Below are 22,281 nucleotides of genomic sequence, written 5' to 3' on the forward strand. Positions count from 1 at the left end.
TTGTGAAAGTAAAAGCGGTGATCAGTCCTCATGCAGGGGGATCGGCGCCTCCCGAATGTTTGCAACGCGGGCTCCGCCAGGCAAAAGCATGGAATTTTTTCATCAGAAGTTCCCCACCAGCCAGTCCTTGACCTTGCCAAAAGCGTTGTGCACGCTGCCTGCCTTTTGCGCGACGCGGTGGCCGCGCATCCGCGCCAGCCTGGCCTCTTCGAGCAGCCCCATCACGGTGGCGGCGCGCGGCTGGGCCACCATGTCGGCCAGCGCGCTGGAATAACGCGGGATGCCGCGGCGCACCGGCTTGAGGAAGATGTCCTCGCCAAGCTCGACCATGCCGGGCATCACCGCGCTGCCGCCGGTGATCACGATGCCCGAGGACAAGACTTCCTCATAGCCTGACTCGCGAATCACCTGCTGCACCAAAGAGAAAATTTCCTCGATGCGTGGCTCGATCACGCCAGCCAGCGCCTGGCGCGACAACATGCGCGGGCCCCGGTCGCCCAGCCCCGGCACCTCGACCTGGGTGTCCGGGTCAGCCAGCAACTGCTTGGCGAAACCGTTTTCGACCTTGATGTCCTCGGCATCCTTGGTCGGGGTGCGCAGCGCCATCGCGATGTCGCTGGTGATGAGATCGCCGGCAATCGGGATCACTGCCGTGTGCCGGATCGCACCGCCTGTGAAAATTGCCACGTCGGTGGTTCCCGCGCCGATGTCGACCAGAGCCACGCCGAGCTCCTGCTCATCGCGGCTGAGCACCGACAGGCTGGATGCCAGCGGGTTGAGCATCAACTGGTCCACTTCCAGGCCACAACGGCGGACGCACTTGATGATGTTTTCCGCTGCACTTTGCGCCCCAGTCACGATGTGCACCTTGGCCTCCAGCCGTATGCCGCTCATGCCGATGGGCTCGCGCACGTCCTGGCCGTCAATGACAAACTCCTGTGGCTCGACCAGCAGCAAGCGCTGGTCGGTGGAGATGTTGATGGCCTTGGCGGTCTCGATCACGCGGGCCACGTCAGCCTGCGTGACTTCCTTGTCCTTGACTGCCACCATGCCGCTGGAGTTGATGCCGCGGATATGGCTGCCGGTGATGCCGGTGTAAACCCGGGCGATCTTGCAGTCAGCCATCAGCTCCGCTTCTTTCAGCGCCTGCTGGATGCTTTGCACCGTGGCGTCGATGTTGACCACCACGCCACGCTTGAGGCCGTTGCTGTAGGCGATGCCCAGGCCGGCCAGCTTGAGCTCGCCGCCCGGCAGCACCTCGGCCACCACAGCCATGACCTTGCTGGTCCCGATGTCCAGCCCCACAACAAGATCCTTGTATTCCTTGGCCATATCTTTACCTTTTTGCTTTCGCGTTGTCCTTGTCAGCCAGCACGGTGGTGGTGACCCCCCTCAGCTTGATCGCGTAGCCGTTGCTGTACCGCAAATCAGCCGACTCCAGTGGTTTGCCAAATTTGCCAGCCACCTGCGTGAGCGTGGCGGCAAAACGCGCCACGCGGCTTTCAATCTCTTCCATGGCGCCGTGGCCCAGCTCCAGCGTGGCCCCGTCGTCCAGCCGGGTGCGCCAGCTGCCCCGGCTGGTCAGCTCCAGCAGCTCGATCTGCGCATCCAATTTTTCGAACAGGGGCAACAAGCGGCGGTACGCGTCCAGCACCAGCGCGGCCTGACCCTCGGGGCCGCTGAGCAGCGGCAGGTCATCGGCTTCGACATCGCCCGGGTTGGCTTCAAACACCTCGCCGTAGGTATTGACGAGCTGGGCGTCGGCTTCCCGGCCCCAGTAGGCGACCGCCCTGTGTTCCTGCAGCACGACGCTCAGGCGGTTGGGAAACTCGCGCTGCACCTGGGCCCGTCGCACCCAGGGCACCGACTCGAAGGCCGCTTGTGCGCGGTCCAGGTCTGCCGTGAAAAAATTGCCATTCAGCCGGGGCACCACATTGGCCCGCAAGGTGACTGCGTTGTTGTGGCTCAGGTCGCCGCGCACCTTGATGGCCGTGAGCCGGAACAGGTTCTGCTGAACCAGCCACCCGATGCCAAGAGCCGCCAGCATGCCGAAAAACGCCAGCCCCAGCAGCAGGGAGACGATGTTCATCAGCCGGACGTCCATCGGTGCGGGCAGGCTCTGGTTCATGGAGCGCTCCCCTCCGGCGGGTGATCGAGGCTGGCGCTGCGCAGCACTTCCAGGCAGAGGTCCTCGTAACTGATGCCGGCAGCACGCGCCGACATCGGTACCAGCGAGTGGCTGGTCATGCCAGGGGAGGTGTTGATCTCCAGCAGGTAGGGCTTGCGCGTCTTTGCATCAATCATCACGTCGAGCCGGCCCCAGCCGCGGCAACCCAGCACACGGTAAGCCTGCAGCACCATGGCCTGGATGGCCGCTTCCTCGCCCGCAGGCAGGCCACAGGGCACCAGATACTGGGTGGTGTCGGTGAAATACTTGTTCTGGTAGTCGTAGTTGCCTTCGGGCGCCACGATGCGGATCACTGGCAGCGCCCGGGCATCGTCACCACTGCCCAGCACCGGGCAGGTCACCTCATCGCCACTGATGAACTGTTCACAGAGCACGTCAGCATCGAGCTGCGCAGCCTGTTCCACCGCTCCCACCATGCCGGAGTAGCCCTCGACCTTGACCACGCCGATCGACGAGCCCTCGCGCGCCGGCTTGACGATCAGCGGCAGGCCCAGTTCATCGGGCACGGCCACCACCTGCTTGCGCTCAAACGCGCCGCGTCGCAGCAGCATGTATTTCGGCGTCGCCAGACCATCGGCCAGCCAGATGCGCTTGGTGGTGACCTTATCGATGGAAATACTGGAAGCCATCACGCCGGAACCGGTGTACGGAATGCCCATCAGCTCGAGCGCCCCTTGCACCGTGCCGTCTTCGCCAAAGCGGCCGTGCAGCGCGATGAAGCAGCGCTGGAAGCCTTCACGCTTGAGCTCGCCGATGTCGCGCCCGGCAGGATCAAAAGCATGGGCATCCACACCGCGTGACCGCAGCGCATCGAGCACACCCCGACCCGACATCAGCGAGACCTCGCGTTCGGCCGAGCGCCCACCCAGCAGCACCGCCACCTTCCCGAAATTTGATGCTTTCAGGCTCACAGCCCTTGTCCTTCCTGCGTAGTACGCTCTGTTTTTTGTAGCAACTCCAGCAATCGTGCGGGAACGCCGCCAATCGTGCCGGCGCCCATGCACACCACCACATCGCCGTCGAGTGCGTTGTCGGCAATCGCCTGCGGCATGGCCTCGATGTCATCGACAAACACCGGCTCGACCTTGCCGGCCACACGCAGCGCACGCGCCAGCGACCGGCCGTCGGCCGCCACAATCGGCGCCTCGCCTGCGGCATACACCTCGGACAGCAGCACGCTGTCGGCCTGGCCGATAACCTTGACGAAGTCGTCGAAGCAGTCGCGCGTGCGGGTGAAGCGGTGCGGCTGGAAAGCCAGCACTAGGCGCCGACCCGGAAAGGCGCCGCGCGCGGCGCCCAGGGTTGCGGCCATTTCCACAGGGTGGTGGCCATAGTCGTCCACCACCGTGAAGCTGCCGCCCGAAGGCGCGGCCACTTCGCCATAACGCTGAAAGCGCCGGCCTACGCCCTTGAACTCGGCCAGGGCTTTCTGCACCGCCACATCGGGGATGTTGAGTTCCGCCGCGACCGCTATCGCCGACAAAGCATTGAGTACGTTGTGGTCGCCGGGCAGGTTCAGCACCACCGGCATATCCGGCAGGGTCACGCCATTGCGCCGCTGCACCGTGAAAAACATCTGACCGTCCACCGCCTTTACATCCACCGCACGCACCTGCGCGTCCTCATTAAAGCCATAGCTGGTGACCGGGCACGACACCTGCGGCACGATGTCGCGTACGGCTGCATCGTCGGTACACAGAATGGCGGTTCCGTAAAACGGCATGCGGTGCAGGAAATCGACAAAAGCCTTCTTCAGATTGCCGAAGTCGTGGCCATAAGTCTCCATGTGGTCGGCGTCGATGTTGGTGACCACCGCCATGACCGGCAACAGGTTCAGGAAGGAGGCATCGGACTCGTCGGCCTCGACCACAATGTAGTCGCCCGAGCCCAGCTTGGCGTTGGCGCCAGCGCTGTTTAACCGGCCGCCGATCACAAAGGTAGGGTCCAGCCCCCCCTCGGCCAGCAGGCTGGCGACCAGGCTGGTGGTTGTCGTCTTGCCATGCGTGCCGGCAATCGCGATGCCCTGCTTCAGGCGCATCAGTTCGGCCAGCATCAGCGCGCGCGGCACCACCGGGATGCGTTTTTCGCGCGCCGCCAACACCTCTGGATTGTCGGCCTGCACCGCTGTGGAGGTGACCACGGCATCAACGTTGGCCAGGTTGTCCGCTGCGTGGCCGACAAAGGTCTTGATGCCCAGACTGGCCAGCCGGCGCAGGGTGGCACTGTTGGAAAGGTCGGAGCCTGATATCACATAGCCAAGGTTATGCAGCACCTCGGCGATGCCGGACATGCCGGAACCGCCCAGGCCGATGAAGTGAATGTGTTTGATCGCGTGTTTCATGACGCCAGTTCCTCGCAAGCGGCCACCACTTCGGCGGTGGCATTTGTTTTTTGCATCTTTTTGGCCTGTAGCCCACGCTCTACAAGCGTAGAGCGCTCTGTTTTTTGTAGCATATCGGCCAGGTATTGCGGGGTCAGCGCCTGCTGCGCCACCAGCCAGCCGCCGCCCTGGTCCACCAGGAAGGCTGCATTGCGGGTCTGGTGATCGTCCACCGCCGCCGGGAAGGGCACGAACAGCGCGGCAGCACCGACGGCAGCAATTTCAGTCACGGTGCTGGCGCCCGCGCGGCACACCACCAGGTCGGCCTCCGCGAAGGCACCCGCGGTGTCCTCGATGAAGGGGGTCAGTTCGGCCTGTACGCCGGCGGCGCGGTAGTTCTCGCGCAACTCGTCGATCTGGCTGGCGCCGCTCTGGTGCAATACATGGGGTCGCCGATCCGGCGGGATCAGCGCGAGGGCCTGCGGCACAATGCGGTTGAGCGCCTGCGCCCCCAGACTGCCGCCGACCACCAGCAGCTTCAGGGGACCACTGCGACCGGCAAAGCGGCTCGCCGGATCCGGCTGCTGCGTGAAGGCAGGCCGCAGTGGGTTGCCCACCCACAGGGCGTTTTTCAGCACCCCCGGAAAAGCCGTGAACACCCGGTCGGCGACACCGCTCAGTACCTTGTTGACCATGCCGGCCACCGAATTTTGCTCATGCAACACCAGCGGTTTGCCCAGCAACACACTCATCATGCCGGCCGGAAAAGCGATGTAACCGCCCAGGCCCACCACCACATCGGGGTGGACCCGCCGCACCACGACGATGCTTTGCCAGAAGGCCTTGAGCAGGCGCAGGGGCAGCAAGGCCAGCGTGACGGGGCCCTTGCCGCGCACGCCGGAAAAATCTATGGTTTCAAAGGCAAAACCGCGCGGCGGCACCAGCTGGCTTTCCATGCTGGGGCGTTCAGCTGTGCCTTTGCTGCCCAGCCAGTGCACGCGCCAGCCGCGCTCGCGCAAAGCCTCGGCCACGGCCAGACCCGGGAATATGTGGCCGCCGGTGCCACCGGCCATGATGAGCGCGCATTTGGTCAACTGCGCCCTCCCCTCATCAACGGCGCTGACGCGCCGCAGCGCTGCGCGCTCAATCGATTGTGGTGAAACAGGCTTTTCAAGCGTGCCCCCCGCGCATCAACCAAGCCGCTTTGCGCCTTGGGGCGCTGCGCGCCAAGCCAGTTTTGGTGAAACAGGCTTTTCATGCGCGCCCCCCGCGCATCAAAAGCCTGTTTTCATAGTCAATACGCAGCACCACCGCCAGCGAGATCAGATTCATCAGGATCGCCGAGCCCCCGTAACTCATGAGTGGCAGGGTCAGGCCCTTGGTTGGCAGTGCGCCCAGGTTCACGCCCATGTTGATGAAGGCCTGGAAGCCGATCCAGATACCCACACCCTGCGCCACCAGGCCGGCAAACAGGCGGTCCAGCGCAATCGACTGGCGGCCGATATGCATGATGCGGCGTGTCATCCACATGAAGGCGCCGATCACACACAGCACACCCAGAAAGCCGAACTCCTCCCCAATCACCGCGAGGAGAAAGTCGGTGTGCGCCTCTGGCAGCCAGTGCAGCTTCTCGACACTGCCGCCCAAGCCCACCCCAAAAATTTCGCCACGACCAAAGGCGATCAGCGAGTGCGAGAGCTGGTAACCCTTGCCCATCGAGTACTTGTCGCTCCAAGGATCAAGGTAGGCAAAAATCCGCTCGCGGCGCCAATCGCTAAGCATCACCATCAACGCGAACGCGATTACCACCACAGTGACGATGACAAAAAACATGCGGGCATTGACGCCGCCAAGAAAGAGAATGCCCATGGCGATCACCGAAATCACCATGAAGGCGCCCATGTCCGGCTCGGCCAGCAGCAGCAGGCCCACGATGCCAATGGCCACAGCCATGGGCATGACCGCACGGAAGAAGCGTTCCTTGACTTCCATCTTGCGCACCATGTAATCGGCGGCATACAGCAACACCGCAAACTTGGCGAGTTCGGAAGGCTGGAAGTTCATGAAACCCAGCGCGATCCAGCGGCGAGCGCCGTTGACTCCTTTTCCTATGAAGGGAACCAGCACCAGCATCAGCAGCACCAGTGAGGCCACAAACAGCCAGGGCGCGAGTTTTTCCCAGGTCGCCACCGGCACCTGAAAGGCAAGCAGGGCCACGGCAAAAGCTACGCCCAGCGACAGCGCGTGGCGCAGCAGAAAGTGGGTGTGCGCGTAACGCGCAAACTTCGGGTTGTCCGGCATGGCGACAGACGCGGAATAGACCATCACCAAGCCCCAGACCAACAAGGCCAACGTGACCCAGATCAGCGACTGGTCCACACCTGACATGCGTACCGGCGCAGAGGCTGTACGCGATCTCCCCTGGCCGCCCAGACGCACCGGCAGCCCGTCCGTGGCCGAGCCTCCCAGCCCCGAGAACCAGCTGGCAATACGTGTGGCGACGGTCAAGACACCACCCCTGCATCGTGCGCCAGCGCCTGGACCGCGTCGCAAAACACCTGAGCGCGGTGCCCATAGTTGTCGAACATGTCAAAACTTGCGCAAGCCGGCGACATCAGCACGGCGTCGCCGGTTTGGGCCTGAGCTGCGGCCAGTTCAACCGCAGCTTGCATGGAATCGGCGCCCAGCAGGCTCACGCCTGTGCCCTCAAGCGCCGCACGGATTTGTGGCGCATCCCGTCCGATCAGCACCACAGCACGCGCGTACCGGCGCACCGGGTCTGCGAGGGGCGAAAAATCCTGACCCTTGCCGTCCCCGCCCGCAATCAGCACCAGCTTGCGTTCAGTGCCCAAGCCGGTCAGCGCTGCCACTGTGGCACCCACATTGGTGCCCTTGCTGTCGTCAAAATATTCGACGTCTTTGACCACCGCCACCGGCGTAACGCGGTGCGGCTCGCCGGCGTAGTCGCGCAGGCCGTGCAGCATGGCGGCCATGGTTCCCCCTGCTGCGCCGGCCAGTGCGAGCGCGGCGAGCGCGTTGGTCGCGTTGTGGCGGCCGCGCAGGCGCATCGCCTCCACAGGCATCAGGCGCTGGATGTGCAGCACCACTTCTTCGTCTTTGCGGCGCTTGACGGTTTCATCGGCCTCTGCGGCACGCACCAGCCAGGCCATGCCATTGACGGTTTCGATACCGAAGTCACCCGGGCGTTGCGGCATGCCTAGGCCGAAGGTCAGATACTCACGCCATCGCGGCTTCTGCAGCTTCACACGCACAGGCTCGGGAAGCATGGCCATCACCGCCGGATCATCGCGGTTGAGCACCAGCAAGGCCTTGCTGCCGAAGACACGCGCCTTGGCCGCCCCGTAAGCTGCCATGTTGCCGTGCCAGTCCAGGTGGTCCTGACTCAGGTTCAGCACGGTGGCGGCGGTGGGTTCGAAGCCCTGTACACCGTCGAGCTGAAAGCTGGACAGCTCCAGCACCCAGACCTCGGGCAAGCTCCCGGCGTCAATGTGCCCGGCCAGCGTATCCAGCAGGCTGGGGCCTATGTTGCCGGCCACCGCCACCGTCTTGCCTGCTTGGGCCACCAGCTGACCGGTCAGCGCCGTGGTGGTGGTCTTGCCATTGGTACCGGTAATCGCCAGCACTTTCGGTGCATAGCCGCGTTCGGCCCGCAATTGTTCCAGCGCGCGCGCGAACAGATCCAGCTCGCCGCCCACCGGCAAGCCCATCCCTTGTGCCGCCTGCCAGACCGGCGCGACCATCTCTGGCGACAGGCCCGGGCTGCGAAAAACGGCGCGGATGTCCTGACCGTCGATCAGGCCAGCGTCGAAGGCCCCCACACGAAGCTCCACCTGCGATAACTCTTGCTGCAGCCGGGTCAGCTGCGGCGGTGCCTCGCGGGTATCGGCCACCGTCACACGGGCGCCCTGCCGCACGCACCAGCGCGTCATGGCAAGGCCCGAAGCCCCAAGGCCCAGCACGAGCACGTGTTGGCCCTGGAGCGAGAGCGTCGCCGCCGCGCCAGCCACTGCAGCCTCGCGCAGCCCGTGCACATCGTCGGCCGGCAAAGCCGCATCAGCCGCTGGTAACAGTTCGAGTGTGGGAAGCAGCGGTGCAGCCTCCGGCGTGCTCACCTCGGCAAACAACTGGGCCACAAAGGCTGCGGCATCACGCGCGGCAGTCAGGCTTTCGGGCAGGGGCCGCACAACGGTTCTGCCGCCCGCTGCGGGGGCTACCCGCGCGGCATCTGCTGCAGTCTGTTCTTCTGCCGGCCCGGACTCGGGAGCAGGCATGGGTGCCTGCTCCACGACCTCAGGGGGGAGTTCTGGCAGGTCGCCGGGCTGGATGGGTTCTTCGGGGTTCATCGCAGTTTCAGCGTAGACAGGCCGACCAGGCACAGCAGCATGGTGATGATCCAGAAACGCACAACAACCTGCGTTTCCTTCCAGCCGTTCTTTTCAAAATGGTGATGCAGCGGCGCCATCTTGAACAGGCGCCGGCCAGCGCCGTAACGCGCGCGGGTGTACTTGTAATACATCACCTGCAGCATGACCGACACCGCCTCCGCGACAAAAATGCCGCCCATGATGGCGAGCACGATTTCCTGGCGAACGATGACTGCAATTGTTCCCAGTGCAGCACCCAGGGCCAGTGCGCCGACGTCGCCCATGAAGACCTGCGCAGGGTGAGTGTTGAACCACAGAAAGGCCAGACCGGCACCGGCCATGGCCGAGCAGAAAATCAGTAATTCGCCAGAGCCGGGGATGTGCGGAAAGAACAGGTATTTCGAATACACCGCGCTGCCTGTGACATAAGCAAACACGCCGAGAGCCGAGCCCACCATGACCACGGGCATGATGGCCAGACCGTCGAGCCCATCGGTCAGGTTGACTGCGTTGCTGGAGCCAACGATGACCAGGTAGGTCAGCAGTACAAAGCCGAACACCCCCAGCGGATAACTTATTTCCTTGAAGAAAGGCAATTGCAAGCCGGCCTTGGGCGGGAGGTTCACGTCAAAGCCGGACTGCACCCAGCTGAAAAACAGCTCGAGTACCCGCAGGTTCGAACTTTCCGAAATGCTGAACACCAGATAAAGCGCCGCCAGCAATCCGATCACTGACTGCCACAGGTATTTTTCCCGCGAGCGCATGCCCTCCGGGTCCTTGTGCACGACCTTGCGCCAGTCATCGGCCCAGCCAATGGCGCCAAAACCCAGAGTGACGATCAACACGATCCAGACAAAGCGGTTGCTCAGGTCAAACCACAGCAGGGTCGAGATGCCGATGGACAGAAGAATCAGCACACCACCCATGGTCGGCGTGCCGCTTTTGCTCAAATGGGTCTGCATCGCGTACTCACGGATGGGCTGCCCGATTTTCAGGTGCGTGAGGCGGCGGATCACAAACGGGCCGGCAATCAGGCCGATCAGCAGAGCCGTCAGCGCGGCCATCACGGCGCGAAAAGTCAGGTACTGGAACACCCGGAAGTAGCCGAATTCCGGTGACATGGCTTGCAGCCATTGGGCAAGGCTAAGCAGCATTCTTGTTTTCCTCTTGTCGTTCTTGTCCGCTGGCGGCAATCGCCTCCACGACGCGCTCCATCTTCATGAAACGCGAACCCTTGACCAGCACGCTGCCCAGATCCGGCAACGCCGCCGCGACTGCCGCCTGCAGCGCCGCCAGGTCGGCACCAAAATGCCGGCCAGCACCAAAGCTTGTGGCGGCCCCACCGGACTGGTCGCCCAGGGTGAACAGCTGTTCAATGCCTCGCTCCCGCGCGTGCAGACCCACTTCGGCATGGAAGGCCGGGCCCTGATCGCCGACCTCTCCCATGTCGCCCAGCACCAGCAGACGTGGGCCAGGCAGTTCGGCCAGCACATCGACTGCTGCACGGACAGAATCCGGGTTCGCGTTGTAACTGTCATCAATCAAGGTAATCATGCGGCCGGCCAGCGTGAGCTGCAGGGCGCGCGAGCGACCTTTGACGGGGGAAAAGGCGGACAAGCCGACGGAGATGGCGGCCAGAGGTACCCCCGCGGCCAGCGCACACGCAATGGCGGCAAGGGCGTTCTTGACGTTGTGACGGCCCGCCACCTGCAGCGAGAAATCCAGCGCACCCTGCGGCGTGGTGGCGTGCACCTGCCAGGCGCTGCCGCTCCAGCGCGCTGCTCCCGTCACATCGGCCTCACCCGTTTCGGCAAAAGTGAGCACTGTGCGCGACGCTGCAGCGGCTTGCCAAAGCGGCGTATAGGGCTCATCGGCCGGAAACACCGCGATCCCCGAGTCGGGCAGCGCTTCGATCACGCTACCATTTTCACGGGCCACGGCGTCAACGGTGGCCATGAATTCAAGATGTTCGCGCTGGGCGTTGTTGACCAGCGCCACCGTGGGCCGGGCCAATGCGGCCAGATATGCGATCTCACCGGGATGGTTCATGCCCAGCTCGACCACTCCGGCTGCATGGCCTGCACGCAAACGCAGCAGGGTCAGCGGCAGGCCGATGTCGTTGTTGAAGTTGCCTTCAGTCGCAAAGGCCGCGTCGCCTTTCCAGGCGCGCAGAATGGACGCGATCATTTGCGTCACCGTGGTTTTCCCATTGCTGCCGGTTACTGCAATCAGCGGCAGCCTGAACTGCGAACGCCAGCCCGCCGCCAGTTGACCCAGCGCCTTGAGGGAATCCTCAACCAGCAGGCCCGGCTGGCTTGCAGACAGGCCGCGCTCAGCCAGCGCCGCCACGGCCCCCTGCGCGCTTGCCTGCGCCAGAAAATCGTGCGCATCAAAACGCTCCCCTTTGAGCGCCACGAACAGGTCGCCCGGGCGCAGGCTGCGCGTATCGCTGTGAACCCGGTCAAAGGGCAACGCGCCATCGCCCACCAGACGCGCCGAAGGCAGCCATTGCATGGCCTGTTGCAGGGTCATCATGCAAGGCCTCCCATGGCACCCTGGGCGCTGGCACCCTGACCCAAGGCCGCTTCGGCTTGCGCCTTGTCAGAAAACGGCAACTTGATGCCGGCACTTTCCTGGTAGTTCTCATGCCCTTTCCCGGCGATCAGGATCACGTCGCCGGCGCTCGCGCGGGCGACCGTCTGCAAAATCGCCAAGGCGCGGTCCGGTTGCACCTCGACCCCCTCGCTGCGGTTGAAGCCTTTCAGGACTTGGTGGATGATGTCCGCCGGGTCTTCGCTGCGCGGGTTGTCACTGGTGACCACCACACGCTCAGCGCCTTTTTCAGCGGCGGCAGCCATCAACGGTCGCTTGCCGGCATCGCGCTCACCGCCACAACCGAAGACACACCACAGCCGACCGGCACGCCCGTCGGCCAGCGGCCGAAGAGCGCCCAGCACCTTCTCGAGTGCATCCGGCGTGTGCGCGTAGTCGACCACCACCAGCGGCCTGCCTGGCACCGATATCGCATCCATGCGCCCGGGCACTGGGGACAGGTTGGTGCAAGCCTGCACAACGTCGACCAAGGGAAGGCCCAAAGCCCGCAGTGCCGCCATCACACCCAGCAGATTGGACACGTTGTACAGCCCGACCAGGCCCGTGGACAGACGATGGCAGGACCCGTCTTCCAGCACGTCGAAGCTCATGCCGCCCTCGCCCTGGTGGACGGCATGAGCCCTCAAACGGGCCGGTGCAGCGCAGGACACCGTCCAGACATCAAGGTCCGAGCCGCCCAGAGTCGAGGCCAATGTTTCACCTTTAATGTCATCAATGTTGACCACCGCAGCCTTCAAGCCAGGCCAGCCAAACAGGCCTGCCTTCGCCGCCCAGTAAGAGCCCATGTCCCCGTGGTAGTCGAGATGATCCTGGGTGAAGTTGGTAAAAATGGCCACGCGTATCGCTGTCGCGTCGAGGCGGTGTTCGGCAATGCCGATGGACGATGCCTCCAGCGCGCATGCTGCAAAGCCTGCATCGACCCAACGCCGCAACTGCTGCTGCAGCAGCACCGGATCGGGCGTTGTCAGCCCGTTGAACACCATCGCGTTCGGCTGGCCCATGCCCAGGGTACCCACCACACCGCAAGGCCGTTTAAGCCGCTCCAGGGCTTGCGCCAACCACCAGGCGGTGGAGGTCTTGCCGTTGGTCCCGGTCACTGCGAGGAGGTCCAGCTGACGGCTGGGGTGGCCGAAAAATTCAGCAGCAATTGGCGCCGTAGCCAGCTTCAGCCCGGGGTAAGCCGCTACGCGGCTATCCGAGAAACCGTAATGTTCAACACCGTCCCGCTCGACCAGACAGGCTTGGGCACCGGCATCCAGCACACCCGCCACATAGCGGCGCGCATCAGTGGCCGTACCCGGCCAGGCGATGAAGCCGTCGCCCGCCCCCACCTTGCGGCTGTCGGACCAGAGGCTGCCGCTGACGCGCTGGCGCAGCCACTGCGCCGCCAGCTCGGGGGTCTGCAATTGTTCCATCAGAAGGATTCCTCGACGGGGCTCAAGACAATTTGTGGCTTCACACTCATGTCCGGCTGCACACCCATCATGCGCAAAGTCTGCTGCACCACTTCGCTGAAAACAGGCGCGGCGGCCACGCCGCCAAAATACTTGCCGTCGCTGGGCTCGTCGATCATCACCGCGACGATGATGCGCGGGTTTTCGATGGGCGCCATGCCGGTGAACCACGCGCGGTATTTGTTGCTGGCGTAACCCTTGCCAACCTGCTTGTGTGCAGTGCCCGACTTGCCGCCGACGGAGTACCCAACGGTCTGCGCGAGGGGGCCGGTACCGCCCGGCGCTGCCGCCATCTGCAGCATTTTGCGGATGGCGCGCGCGTTGTCGGCGGAAAACACCTTGATGCCCACCGCCGGCTCGTTGCTTTTGAGCATGGTGACCGGAATGATCTGCCCGTCATGGGCAAAGGGGGTATAGGACTGCGCCATTTGAAACAATGAGGCGGACATGCCGTAGCCATAGGACATGGTCGCCTGCTCCACCGGCCGCCAGCTTTTCCAGGGCCTGAGTCGCCCGGTGACCGCACCGGGAAACTGGATCTGCGGCTTCTGGCCGTAACCGAGTGCGGTGTAGGTGTCCCACATCTCGTGCGGGCTCATCTTCTGCGCGATCTTGAGAGCGCCGACGTTGCTTGACTTCTGGATCACGCCTTCCACCGTCAGCGTGCCGTAGTTGTGGGTGTCGCTGATGGTGAAGCCGCCTATGCTGTAACGGCCGGGGCCGGTATCCACCAGGGTTCGCGGTTTAATGCGGCCGGCTTCCAGCGCCATGGCAACAGTGATCGGCTTCATGGTTGAACCCGGCTCAAAAGTATCGGTGATCGCGCGGTTGCGCAGCTGTTCGCCGGTCAGGTTCTGCCGCTTGTTCGGCACATAACTCGGGTAATTGGCCAGCGCCAGAACTTCGCCGGTGACAGTGTCGAGCACCACCACGCTGCCCGCCTTGGCCTTGCGTGCAATAACCGCATCGCGCAACTTCTGATAGGCAAAAAACTGGACCTTGCTGTCCAGGCTGAGCTGAATGTCCTTGCCTTCAAGCGGCGGGACCTGCTCGCCGACGTCCTCGACCACGCGGCCCAGCCTGTCCTTGATCACCTTGCGCGACCCGGCCTTGCCCGCGAGCTCCTTGTTGAAAGCCAGCTCGATCCCTTCCTGACCCCGGTCTTCCACGTTGGTGAAGCCGACCACATGCGCAGCGGTTTCGCCTTCAGGGTACTGGCGTTTGTACTCCTTGCGCTGGTAAATTCCCTTGAGGCCCAGGGCATGGATTTTCTGGGCAATGGGTTCGTCTACCTGCCGCTTGATCCAGACAAAAGTCTTGTCCTCATCTGCCAGTTTTTTATTCAGTTCGCCAACCGGCATCTCCAGCAGACGCGCAAGTTCACCGAGTTGCGCACGGTTGGCATCCACATCTTCAGGAATCGCCCAGATGCTGGGGGCGACCACACTGGTGGCCAACAGTAGGCCGTTGCGGTCCAGAATGCGCCCGCGGTTGGCCGGCAACTCCAGGGTGCGCGCGAAGCGCACCTGGCCCTGGCGCTGGAAGAAGTCGTTGCCGATGACCTGCACATAGGCCGCGCGGCCGGCCAGACCGGCAAAGGCCAGCGCGATGCCCGCCACGATCAGCTTGCTGCGCCAGACCGGTGTCTTGCTCGCTAGCAGCGGGCTGGAAGAGTAGAGAACGCTCCTGCTCACGGACGCACCTCGCCCGCAGGTACCTGTTTGTAGCGGACGTACTCGGTGATGGCCGGGGTGGCCGTGCGCATCTGCAGGCGCTCCTTGGAAATCTGCTCCACACGCAGGGGCGTGGCCTGGCCACGCTTTTCAACCTGCAGGCGCTCCCTGTCGGCCTCAAGCTTGCGGCTCAACGCTGCCGTCTTTTCCAATTCCACATACAGACGGCGCGACTCGTACTGCGTATGTACCACGTACAAAGCGCTGAACAACACAGCAATCAACAGCACTAGGTTCAGCCGTGTCATAAGGCCCCCACGCCTGTCGCTTTGGATACCACAGTGCTCATGCAGCCACCTCAGTGCGTTCCGCCACGCGCATGACCGCGCTGCGCGAACGCGGGTTGGCGGCAACTTCATCGTCGCCGGGCTTGATGCGCTCGAGGGCCTTCAGCCGCATTGGCTTGGGCGCTGCAAAAGGGGCACGGCGGTCATAAACCTCGCGCGAATGTCCGGCGATGAATTGCTTGACGATGCGGTCTTCCAGCGAATGAAAACTAATCACCACCAAACGTCCTCCCGGTTGCAGCACTTTCAGAGAAGCCTCTAGCGCCTGTTGCAGCTCTTCAAGCTCGGCGTTGATGAAAATCCGAAAAGCCTGAAATGTGCGCGTTGCAGGGTCCTTGCCCGGCTCGCGGGTTTTGACCGCGCCAGCCACGACTTCGGCCAGCTCAGCGGTGGTTCCAAAAGGGCCCCGTTCCTGTCGGCGACGATCAATCGCCTTTGCAATCTGCCCAGCAAACCGTTCTTCGCCATATTCACGAATCACCTCCGCAATGGTCTCAGTCTCTGCATCGGCCAGCCACTCCGCCACGCTCTGGCCGCGCGTCGTGTCCATGCGCATGTCCAGCGGGCCGTCGCCGCGGAACGAAAATCCGCGCGCCGGGTTGTCGATCTGCGGCGAGCTGATGCCCAGGTCCATCAGGACACCGGCCGCGCAGCCGACAGGCAGCTCGGCCAGGTGCAGGAAACCTTCGTGGCGGATGACGAAGCGCGCATCGTTCAGGGTCTTCGCTTCGGCAACCGCCTCCAGATCCTTGTCGAAGGCGGTCAGCCGGCCCTGCGACGAGAGCTGCGAAAGAATCAGACGGGAATGTCCGCCTCGACCAAAAGTCGCGTCGATGTAATGGCCGTCCGGTTGGATGTGAAGCGCAGTGACTGCTTCGTTCAACAAGACGGTGCGATGTGTCCATGTTTCTTGCACCGCCATCTTTCAGAATGAAAAGTCTCTGAAGACATCGGGCATGGGGCCTTTCATCTGTTCGGTCTCCTGGGCCGCGTAGGTCGCCGCGTCCCAGAGCTCGAAGAAGCTGCCCATGCCGAGCAGCACCGTGTCCTTGCTGATTCCCGCAGCAGAGCGCAATTCGGGCGACACCAGCACGCGGCCGCTGGCATCCATTTCGACGTCCATCGCGTTGCCGAGAAAAATCCGCTTCCACCACTGTGCTTCCATGGGCAGGGCAGCGATGCGTTCGCGAAATTTTTCCCACTCGTTGCGCGGGAATATCATCAGGCAACCGTGGGGGTGTTTGGTAATGGTGAGCTGGCTGGCAGCAGTGGCGCTGAGAACGTCACGGTACCGGGTCGGCACAGAAAGCCGACCCTTGGTATCGAGAGCCACAGAAGACGCGCCTTGAAACACTGTTAAAAACCTTTGAGAAACACTTTTCACCACTAAATTGCACTTTTTCCCACTTTATCAGGAAAGTTTTGAGGTGCAAGGGCTTTGCAACAAATTTTTTCAATGAAATCAAGCACTTAGAATGCAATTTCAAAGCGCGAAAAATCAAAACACGTTCTAAATTAAGCACTTAGATGACGTAATGAAAGTGTTGTCTCAAGCCAGCCCCTGAGGGCAAGGATCATCGAGGGCAGACAGAAAGACGCTGGGAAGTGAGACCCGCAAGGGATTGCAGCAAAAGCGCGCGTAGCGCCGGCAGCATAAAACCGCGAGGGTGTTGGGGGGAGTGTTGGCGGGACAGAGCCCGTGCCCGCTTCAGGTTATCAGCGGCGACAGGCGAGGCCCAAGACGACACAGCGGGTCAGTCGATGCGTGTCAACACCCGGGCATGTTCGGAGATACCGATCACATGGAAAAATGCCGCTACCAGCCGGTGCACTTCGGTGAACTGCACAGCGCGATTTTCCGACTCTCGCGCCGAGACCCAGTTGAGCAGGGTTCCTGCGGCCGAGAAATCAACGCGGATCAGCTTGGCGCATGAGATGACCATGATGTCGGCGCCCATCAGCTTTGCCTCCAGCTTGTCCAGCACATCGATGGCATCGCCTTCGATCTGTCCGGACAACTCCACCGCGAACAGGTTGTGCATCTGCGAATTTCCGTCCATCTGGGTATCGCCATCCATGGCGCTGCTGATGCTGGAGGGCGCGGAATCACGGTAGACATCACCAATGATGGCTTGCCCGCTGACTGCGGCGCCGTGCGGGTCCAGCGGTTTGTACTCGCAGCGCGCACTGTCCCAGGCCGGTGGGGACACCTCGTAAGTCACGCAAAAATCCAGCGCGGTCAACTCAAACTCGTCGGGCTGGTGCGTCACGCGCAAGGCTTCCATCCGCAGTTGCCACCATGACTGGGCGGTTTCACGCACACCCGAGGGTGTTGCGCTCTGCAGTACCTGCTGCAACTGCGCGGCGCCAATGAATCGCAGTTGTACCGGCTGCGCGGCCCAGCCGCTGAAGACCTTGCCAAGCGGCTCCACGGCGCCGGGATCGATGCTCTTGAGGTTGTGCCAGTCCAGACGCCAGGGCATGGGCGCACGGGCCAGGGCGGCGGTCAACGCGGCAACCGTCTGGATACCGAGCCCGGACGGGCAGATCCAATCGGCGGCTGGGCCATTGCCCGGCAACGGGGCAGTCGGGCTGGTCAGCTGCTTGACCATGTCGGGCATGGAATACCACTGCGGCGCGGAACGGTCAAACCGCCCAACGAACTCTATGGCCTGATGTTCGAATTTATCCTGCTGGCCAGTGGCCCGGTACAGATCGAACAGGGCCAACCAGGTGTCAGCGTGTTGTGCACGGCTGCCCTGGGGGCCTAGGGTTTCGAGCAGACCGGACTCTGCGCCTGCGTCATCGCCGTTGGCAAAACGGATCGAGGCTTCTTCCAGCTCCGGATCGTGCGCCACTTCCGCGCCGTCCACTACGGAAAACTTGGAAGCGGAAAAGCCTGAGGGGGTGTCATCTCGCGACAGCGCCGAAATAGGCTGGGAACTGGTCGGCCGGGGCTGTGACGCTGCTGCGGGGGCGGCAGCTGGCGCGGGCGGCAGGCTCACCCTCTCAGTCGTCACAGGCGGCGTCGCCGCACCGGGGCTGGCCCCGCCGCCCTTGACCTTGGCCAGCGCTGCGGTCAGTTCGCTCGGGGCAGTCTGTGCATAGTTGGCCGGAAGCGCGTTGTCCAGCAGGGGCGCATGGACGCTGAGATTGCCCGGCGCCGCAGGCGCGGGCGCTGCCGGCACCGGCGAAGCTGTCATGGCGCTCAGGGTCGAGGCAGTGCCATGTTTGGTCTTCCACCACTGCATCGACATCTGCGCTTCGATTTCGTCGATTTTCTTCAGGGTCACTGCACGGTCGTCAGGCTTGGACGGCATGCTGCTCTGGAAGAAGGACGGCCGGGCGCCTGGATCCTGGCCGGTCATGGCTTCACGCTTGCGCATCTTGCGCAGCATGTCGAATTCGCGCTTGCGCACAAAGTCATTGCGGCGTTTGCGCTCGATCATTTCCTTGAGCAACTGCTTGCTCACCGCATCGTCACGGCCGGATTCCCGGTTGTCCAGATCAGACCAGTTCGTTGCCGGATTACGGACGAACTTCACGACTTTTGACAACAAGCCGGGGGTGGTGTCTTCTTTGGCCATGAATGACGGTCAGATGGGGTGAAAGGAAAAGAACTCAGTCACCGAACATTTTTTGCTTGAGCTCGCGGCGCTGCTGCGCCTCCAGCGACAGGTTGGCCGTAGGACGGGCAATCAGCCGCCCCACGCCAATGGCCTCACCCGTTTCGTCACAGTAGCCGTAGTCGCCGGAATCGATGCGGGCGATGGACTGCTCGATCTTCTTGAGCAGCTTGCGCTCGCGGTCGCGCGTACGCAGCTCCAGTGCATGTTCTTCCTCGATGGTGGCGCGGTCGGCCGGATCCGGCACCACCACCGTGTCTTCGCGCAGGTGCTCGGTGGTTTCACCGGCACTGTTGTGGATGTCCTGCTTGAGCAGGGACAGCTTGTAGCGGAAGAAGGCGAGCTGCTTCTCGTTCATGTACTCGGAGTCGGGCATGGCCTTTACTTCCTCATCCGTCAACTGGTCGGCAGGCTTGATTTTCCAGTTGTTGGCGAGCTTGGGATCTTTCTTGGCCGCCACATGGGGAGGCGGCGCGATCACACGCTCGGCAATGGCCGAATAACTGGCCTTGGCAGCGTCAGGCGAATGAGTGGGGACCATGGGCGCAGGTGGAGGGGCGAACGACGAGCTGCGAACGGAGGCGCGGCGTCCAGGCTTCAGAGCCGGTGTCTGCAGCGGCGCAGGCGCCGCAGCGATGGAGGACGGGCTGGGCGCGGCCTTGCCGGCTGGGGCCGCAGCCGTTTTGGGAATCGTTTTGATGATGACTTTTTCTTCAGGTTTGGCGGTGGCCTTGCCGGCCGCAGCTGGCTTGGATGCCGGCTTGGTGACAGGTTTGGCCGGTTTGACCGCGGGTTTGACAACAGGCGTGGCGGCCTTTTTAGGGGGCGCCGGTTTTTTGGCGGCGACCGGTGCTTTCTTGGCGGGTACGGGCTTGGCGGCAGGCTGGGCCTTCACCGCAATTTTTTTGGCGACCGGTTTGGCTGCTTTTTTGGCTGGCACGGCCTTGGTGGGCGCAGCTTTGGCCTTGCTCGCTGGATTGGCAGCAGCTTTGGGTTTGCCGGCAGATTTTGCAGCAGCCTTGGCAGGCGGTTTGGACTTTTTCGCTAGAGCTTTCACAACGTGTCTCCTCGGGGAAGCAGCTTCGGGATAGCCCGCATGCTGATTCCGGGCGGGACCGGTTGGGCCGGTCCCTGCCTGTCTTTTACCTGATTGTCTGGTTTGTCTGCCGCCGTCCCCGCAGTTTTCAGGCCAGTACTTACCCTGACTGTTTCCCCGGACCGTCCTGATTGCGACGCCCGGGTACTGAAGTCGGCGCGCGATTGTAGCGGCTCGCCGGGATGGCCGGACTTTCCTGAACCTGAACGTTGGAGAATGGAGACAAACATGGGGCCCTCCCGCCTTCAAAGGCAATGTGTGGACAGCCTACCTCAAACCAGGCACTGCTCCAGGCCCTGCAAAAAAATATCCTTGGGCAAATCGATGCCGATGAACACCATCTTGCTGTTCTTCTGCTCGCCCTCCGCCCAGACCGGCCCGAGGTCGCTGCCCATGAGCTGGTGCACCCCCTGGAAAATTACCTTGCGCTCGGTGCCTTCCATGTGCAGCACACCCTTGTAACGAAGCATGCGCGGGCCGTAGATGTTGACGATGGCGCCGAGGAAATCTTCGAGTTTGGCCGGGTCGAACGCACGCTCCGAGCGGAACACAAAACTCTTGACGTCGTCATCGTGGTGGTGGTGATGGCCATGCCCGTGGTCGTGCGCATGTGAAGGGTGGTCGCAGTGGTCGCCCTCGGCGTGGTCATGGTGCGCATGGTCGTGTTCGTCGGTCTTTAGGAAGTCCGGATCGATGTCGAGCTTGGCGTTCAGGTTGAAGCCGCGCAGGTCGAACACGTCGGCAATCGCCACCTCGCCGAAATGCACGGCCTTTTGCGGCGCGCGCGGGTTCATGTGTTTGAGGCGGTGCATCAGCGCCTGCACTTCATCGGCGGCCACCAAGTCGGACTTGCTGATGAAGATCTGGTCGGCAAAACCGACCTGGCGGCGCGCCTCCTGGCGATCGTTGAGCTGGGTCGCCGCGTGTTTGGCATCCACCAGCGTCAGGATGGAGTCCAGCAAGTACTGCTCGGCTATTTCTTCATCCATGAAGAAGGTCTGCGCCACCGGGCCCGGATCGGCCAGCCCGGTAGTTTCGATCACCACACGCTCGAAATCCAGCAGGCCCTTGCGCTTTTTCTCGGCCAGCAGTTGCAGTGTCTCTCGCAGGTCCTCGCGGATCGAGCAGCAGATGCAGCCGTTGTTCATCTGGATGATGTTTTCCTCGGTATCGTTGACCAGGATCTCGTTGTCAATGTTCTCCTCGCCGAATTCGTTTTCAATGACGGCGATCTTCTGGCCGTGGGCCTCGGTCAGGATGCGTTTGAGCAGCGTGGTTTTGCCCGAGCCCAGAAAGCCGGTCAGGATGGTCACAGGAATCAAACTCATGGTGCGCCTAAAAAGCAGATCAGATGGGAAGAGAAGATGGTGGTGTAGCCAAGGTGGGGAGTTTAGCGGTCAAGTCAAGGGCGAAAGTCCTGCGCCCGGCATTCCCGCAGGTCAGTGGGGCTGAATGCTTACTACTATTTCCCCGTCCGCGCAGGTCTATGATGGAATGACTACAGCTGCTGGCGGCAGCGTTTCTGCCGCGATATCGGGGGATATTCATGAAGAAATACATCGCAACGTTTTTGCTGCTTTGGACGGCGGCAGCCATGTCCCAGCCGGCTTGCTTTAGCGCCGAGCAGGCCGCAGAACTGGTGTCCCATTTCTACGCGCGAACGGCGGCACCTGACTTGCCGCTCATGGATGCAGCCACCGGCGAATGCAGCCGGCTGCAATACCAGAAGGCCCTTTCCCAGCGGCATGGCGCGGTCATTGGCTACAAGGTGGGCCTGACCAATGCCGCCATTCGCAGGGCGTTTCGGGCCGATACCCCGCAGTGGGGAACCCTCTACGAGGGCATGCTGCTGCCCAATGGATCCGCGGTCAGTGCGTCGTTTGGTGCCCAGCCCACCGTAGAGGCAGACCTCCTGGTTCGCGTGGGCAGCGCTGAAATCAACACGGCCCAGACAATTGATGATGTCCTAAAGGCACTTGACCAAGTCATTCCCTTCATCGAGTTGCCCGACATGCTCGTGAAGACCCCTCTCAAGCTGAACGCCCATTCTCTTGGCGCGATCAACTTGGCGGCGCGCCTGGGCGTCATGGGTGTTCCGGTTGCTGTACCGCAAGAACCCGAGCAACGTGCAAGTCTGCAAGAGTCACTGGTCAAGATGAAGTTGGTCATGGCCGACGGCGCCGGCGTGACGCTTGGCGAAAGTGTCGGCTCCGACCTGCTGGACCATCCTCTGAACGCCGCGCTCTGGCTGGTGCGAGAGCTCAACCGCCAGGGGATTCGCGTGCAACCGGGGCAGTTTCTTTCGCTTGGCACTTTCCCTCCTGTGAGGCCGCCCAAAGCAGGCACACGATTCGTCGTGGACTACAAGGGCTTGGAAGGCTCCGCGCCGGTCTGGGTGCAATTTCGCCAATAGTCCGCCTTAGCTTGGGGCCATCGGCTTTCGCAAAGCCAGGTTGAATCGCCCCGGGTTTCATGGAGGCTGTTTGGTTTAAGTCATGCCTCCACCGTGGAGGCTTGACTGGCGAGTTGCCGGTAGTAGTTTGCCTCAGCTTCTGCCGGAGGTATATATCCGATAGGGC

The 22,281-nt window shown here is 62.6% G+C and carries 18 protein-coding genes; 1 reads left to right on the forward strand and 17 read right to left on the reverse strand.

The window, feature by feature from the left end; all coding sequences use genetic code 11:
* Positions 1-102: 102 nt before the first annotated feature.
* From ftsA to H0W47_RS07355, 17 genes are all read right to left on the reverse strand, one after another.
* Complete coding sequence (gene ftsA, locus H0W47_RS07275; protein WP_296922441.1) at positions 103-1,332, reverse strand: cell division protein FtsA; 1,230 nt, start codon at positions 1,330-1,332, stop codon at positions 103-105.
* 4 nt (positions 1,333-1,336) lie between these two features.
* Positions 1,337-2,128 carry a cell division protein FtsQ/DivIB gene (locus H0W47_RS07280; protein WP_296922444.1) on the reverse strand — a complete coding sequence of 264 codons (792 nt, stop codon included), beginning with the start codon at positions 2,126-2,128 and terminating at the stop codon, positions 1,337-1,339.
* A complete protein-coding gene (locus H0W47_RS07285; protein ID WP_296922447.1) occupies positions 2,125-3,099 on the reverse strand; it encodes a D-alanine--D-alanine ligase in 975 nt (324 codons plus the stop codon). Before H0W47_RS07285 ends, H0W47_RS07280 begins: the two co-directional genes overlap by 4 nt.
* Entirely contained in the window at positions 3,096-4,529 is a 1,434-nt protein-coding gene (gene murC, locus H0W47_RS07290) for a UDP-N-acetylmuramate--L-alanine ligase (RefSeq protein ID WP_296922450.1), read from the reverse strand. Before murC ends, H0W47_RS07285 begins: the two co-directional genes overlap by 4 nt.
* Positions 4,526-5,602: an undecaprenyldiphospho-muramoylpentapeptide beta-N-acetylglucosaminyltransferase gene (gene murG / locus H0W47_RS07295; protein WP_296922453.1), complete on the reverse strand. Its 1,077-nt coding sequence runs from the start codon at positions 5,600-5,602 to the stop codon at positions 4,526-4,528. The genes murC and murG overlap by 4 nt, the downstream gene beginning before the upstream one ends.
* A 160-nt stretch (positions 5,603-5,762) precedes the next feature.
* On the reverse strand, positions 5,763-7,016 hold the full coding sequence (gene ftsW / locus H0W47_RS07300) for a putative lipid II flippase FtsW (protein WP_296922456.1): 1,254 nt from the start codon (positions 7,014-7,016) through the stop codon (positions 5,763-5,765).
* A complete protein-coding gene (gene murD / locus H0W47_RS07305) occupies positions 7,013-8,872 on the reverse strand; it encodes a UDP-N-acetylmuramoyl-L-alanine--D-glutamate ligase (RefSeq protein WP_296922459.1) in 1,860 nt (619 codons plus the stop codon). The genes ftsW and murD overlap by 4 nt, the downstream gene beginning before the upstream one ends.
* Positions 8,869-10,047 (reverse strand): phospho-N-acetylmuramoyl-pentapeptide-transferase, encoded by a 1,179-nt coding sequence (gene mraY, locus H0W47_RS07310; protein WP_296922462.1) that lies wholly within the window; start codon positions 10,045-10,047, stop codon positions 8,869-8,871. The genes murD and mraY overlap by 4 nt, the downstream gene beginning before the upstream one ends.
* On the reverse strand, positions 10,037-11,428 hold the full coding sequence (gene murF / locus H0W47_RS07315; protein ID WP_296922465.1) for a UDP-N-acetylmuramoyl-tripeptide--D-alanyl-D-alanine ligase: 1,392 nt from the start codon (positions 11,426-11,428) through the stop codon (positions 10,037-10,039). Before murF ends, mraY begins: the two co-directional genes overlap by 11 nt.
* Entirely contained in the window at positions 11,425-12,921 is a 1,497-nt protein-coding gene (locus H0W47_RS07320) for a UDP-N-acetylmuramoyl-L-alanyl-D-glutamate--2,6-diaminopimelate ligase (RefSeq protein ID WP_296922467.1), read from the reverse strand. The genes murF and H0W47_RS07320 overlap by 4 nt, the downstream gene beginning before the upstream one ends.
* On the reverse strand, positions 12,921-14,654 hold the full coding sequence (locus tag H0W47_RS07325) for a penicillin-binding protein 2 (RefSeq protein WP_296922470.1): 1,734 nt from the start codon (positions 14,652-14,654) through the stop codon (positions 12,921-12,923). Before H0W47_RS07325 ends, H0W47_RS07320 begins: the two co-directional genes overlap by 1 nt.
* Positions 14,651-14,941: a cell division protein FtsL gene (ftsL, locus tag H0W47_RS07330; protein WP_296922473.1), complete on the reverse strand. Its 291-nt coding sequence runs from the start codon at positions 14,939-14,941 to the stop codon at positions 14,651-14,653. The genes H0W47_RS07325 and ftsL overlap by 4 nt, the downstream gene beginning before the upstream one ends.
* Positions 14,942-14,978: 37 nt before the next feature.
* Positions 14,979-15,902 (reverse strand): 16S rRNA (cytosine(1402)-N(4))-methyltransferase RsmH, encoded by a 924-nt coding sequence (gene rsmH, locus H0W47_RS07335; RefSeq protein WP_296922476.1) that lies wholly within the window; start codon positions 15,900-15,902, stop codon positions 14,979-14,981.
* Between the two features lie 3 nt (positions 15,903-15,905).
* A complete protein-coding gene (gene mraZ / locus H0W47_RS07340) occupies positions 15,906-16,334 on the reverse strand; it encodes a division/cell wall cluster transcriptional repressor MraZ (protein ID WP_296922479.1) in 429 nt (142 codons plus the stop codon).
* Between the two features lie 400 nt (positions 16,335-16,734).
* On the reverse strand, positions 16,735-18,567 hold the full coding sequence (locus H0W47_RS07345; protein WP_296922483.1) for an STAS domain-containing protein: 1,833 nt from the start codon (positions 18,565-18,567) through the stop codon (positions 16,735-16,737).
* A 34-nt stretch (positions 18,568-18,601) separates the two neighbouring features.
* Positions 18,602-19,663 carry an RNA polymerase-binding protein DksA gene (gene dksA, locus H0W47_RS07350; RefSeq protein WP_296922486.1) on the reverse strand — a complete coding sequence of 354 codons (1,062 nt, stop codon included), beginning with the start codon at positions 19,661-19,663 and terminating at the stop codon, positions 18,602-18,604.
* 311 nt (positions 19,664-19,974) lie between these two features.
* A complete protein-coding gene (locus H0W47_RS07355; RefSeq protein WP_296922488.1) occupies positions 19,975-21,030 on the reverse strand; it encodes a GTP-binding protein in 1,056 nt (351 codons plus the stop codon).
* 218 nt (positions 21,031-21,248) lie between these two features.
* On the opposite strand from H0W47_RS07355, the gene H0W47_RS07360 reads away from it, so the two are divergent.
* Positions 21,249-22,115, forward strand: coding sequence for a fumarylacetoacetate hydrolase (locus H0W47_RS07360; protein ID WP_296922490.1), 867 nt, complete (start codon positions 21,249-21,251; stop codon positions 22,113-22,115).
* Positions 22,116-22,281: the final 166 nt, after the last annotated feature.

It is taken from the genome of Polaromonas sp., from assembly GCF_013817205.1.
Classification (GTDB): domain Bacteria; phylum Pseudomonadota; class Gammaproteobacteria; order Burkholderiales; family Burkholderiaceae_C; genus Polaromonas.

Excerpts from the sequence above, each read along its gene's own strand:
- ftsA (WP_296922441.1), bottom strand. The coding sequence starts at position 1,332 with ATGGCCAAGGAATACAAGGATCTTGTTGTGGGGCTGGACATCGGGACC.
- H0W47_RS07280 (WP_296922444.1), bottom strand. The coding sequence starts at position 2,128 with ATGAACCAGAGCCTGCCCGCACCGATGGACGTCCGGCTGATGAACATC.
- murC (WP_296922450.1), bottom strand. The coding sequence starts at position 4,529 with ATGAAACACGCGATCAAACACATTCACTTCATCGGCCTGGGCGGTTCC.
- murD (WP_296922459.1), bottom strand. The coding sequence starts at position 8,872 with ATGAACCCCGAAGAACCCATCCAGCCCGGCGACCTGCCAGAACTCCCC.
- mraY (WP_296922462.1), bottom strand. The coding sequence starts at position 10,047 with ATGCTGCTTAGCCTTGCCCAATGGCTGCAAGCCATGTCACCGGAATTC.
- murF (WP_296922465.1), bottom strand. The coding sequence starts at position 11,428 with ATGATGACCCTGCAACAGGCCATGCAATGGCTGCCTTCGGCGCGTCTG.
- H0W47_RS07320 (WP_296922467.1), bottom strand. The coding sequence starts at position 12,921 with ATGGAACAATTGCAGACCCCCGAGCTGGCGGCGCAGTGGCTGCGCCAG.
- ftsL (WP_296922473.1), bottom strand. The coding sequence starts at position 14,941 with ATGACACGGCTGAACCTAGTGCTGTTGATTGCTGTGTTGTTCAGCGCT.
- rsmH (WP_296922476.1), bottom strand. The coding sequence starts at position 15,902 with ATGGCGGTGCAAGAAACATGGACACATCGCACCGTCTTGTTGAACGAA.
- H0W47_RS07345 (WP_296922483.1), bottom strand. The coding sequence starts at position 18,567 with ATGGCCAAAGAAGACACCACCCCCGGCTTGTTGTCAAAAGTCGTGAAG.
- H0W47_RS07355 (WP_296922488.1), bottom strand. The coding sequence starts at position 21,030 with ATGAGTTTGATTCCTGTGACCATCCTGACCGGCTTTCTGGGCTCGGGC.
- H0W47_RS07360 (WP_296922490.1), top strand. The coding sequence starts at position 21,249 with ATGAAGAAATACATCGCAACGTTTTTGCTGCTTTGGACGGCGGCAGCC.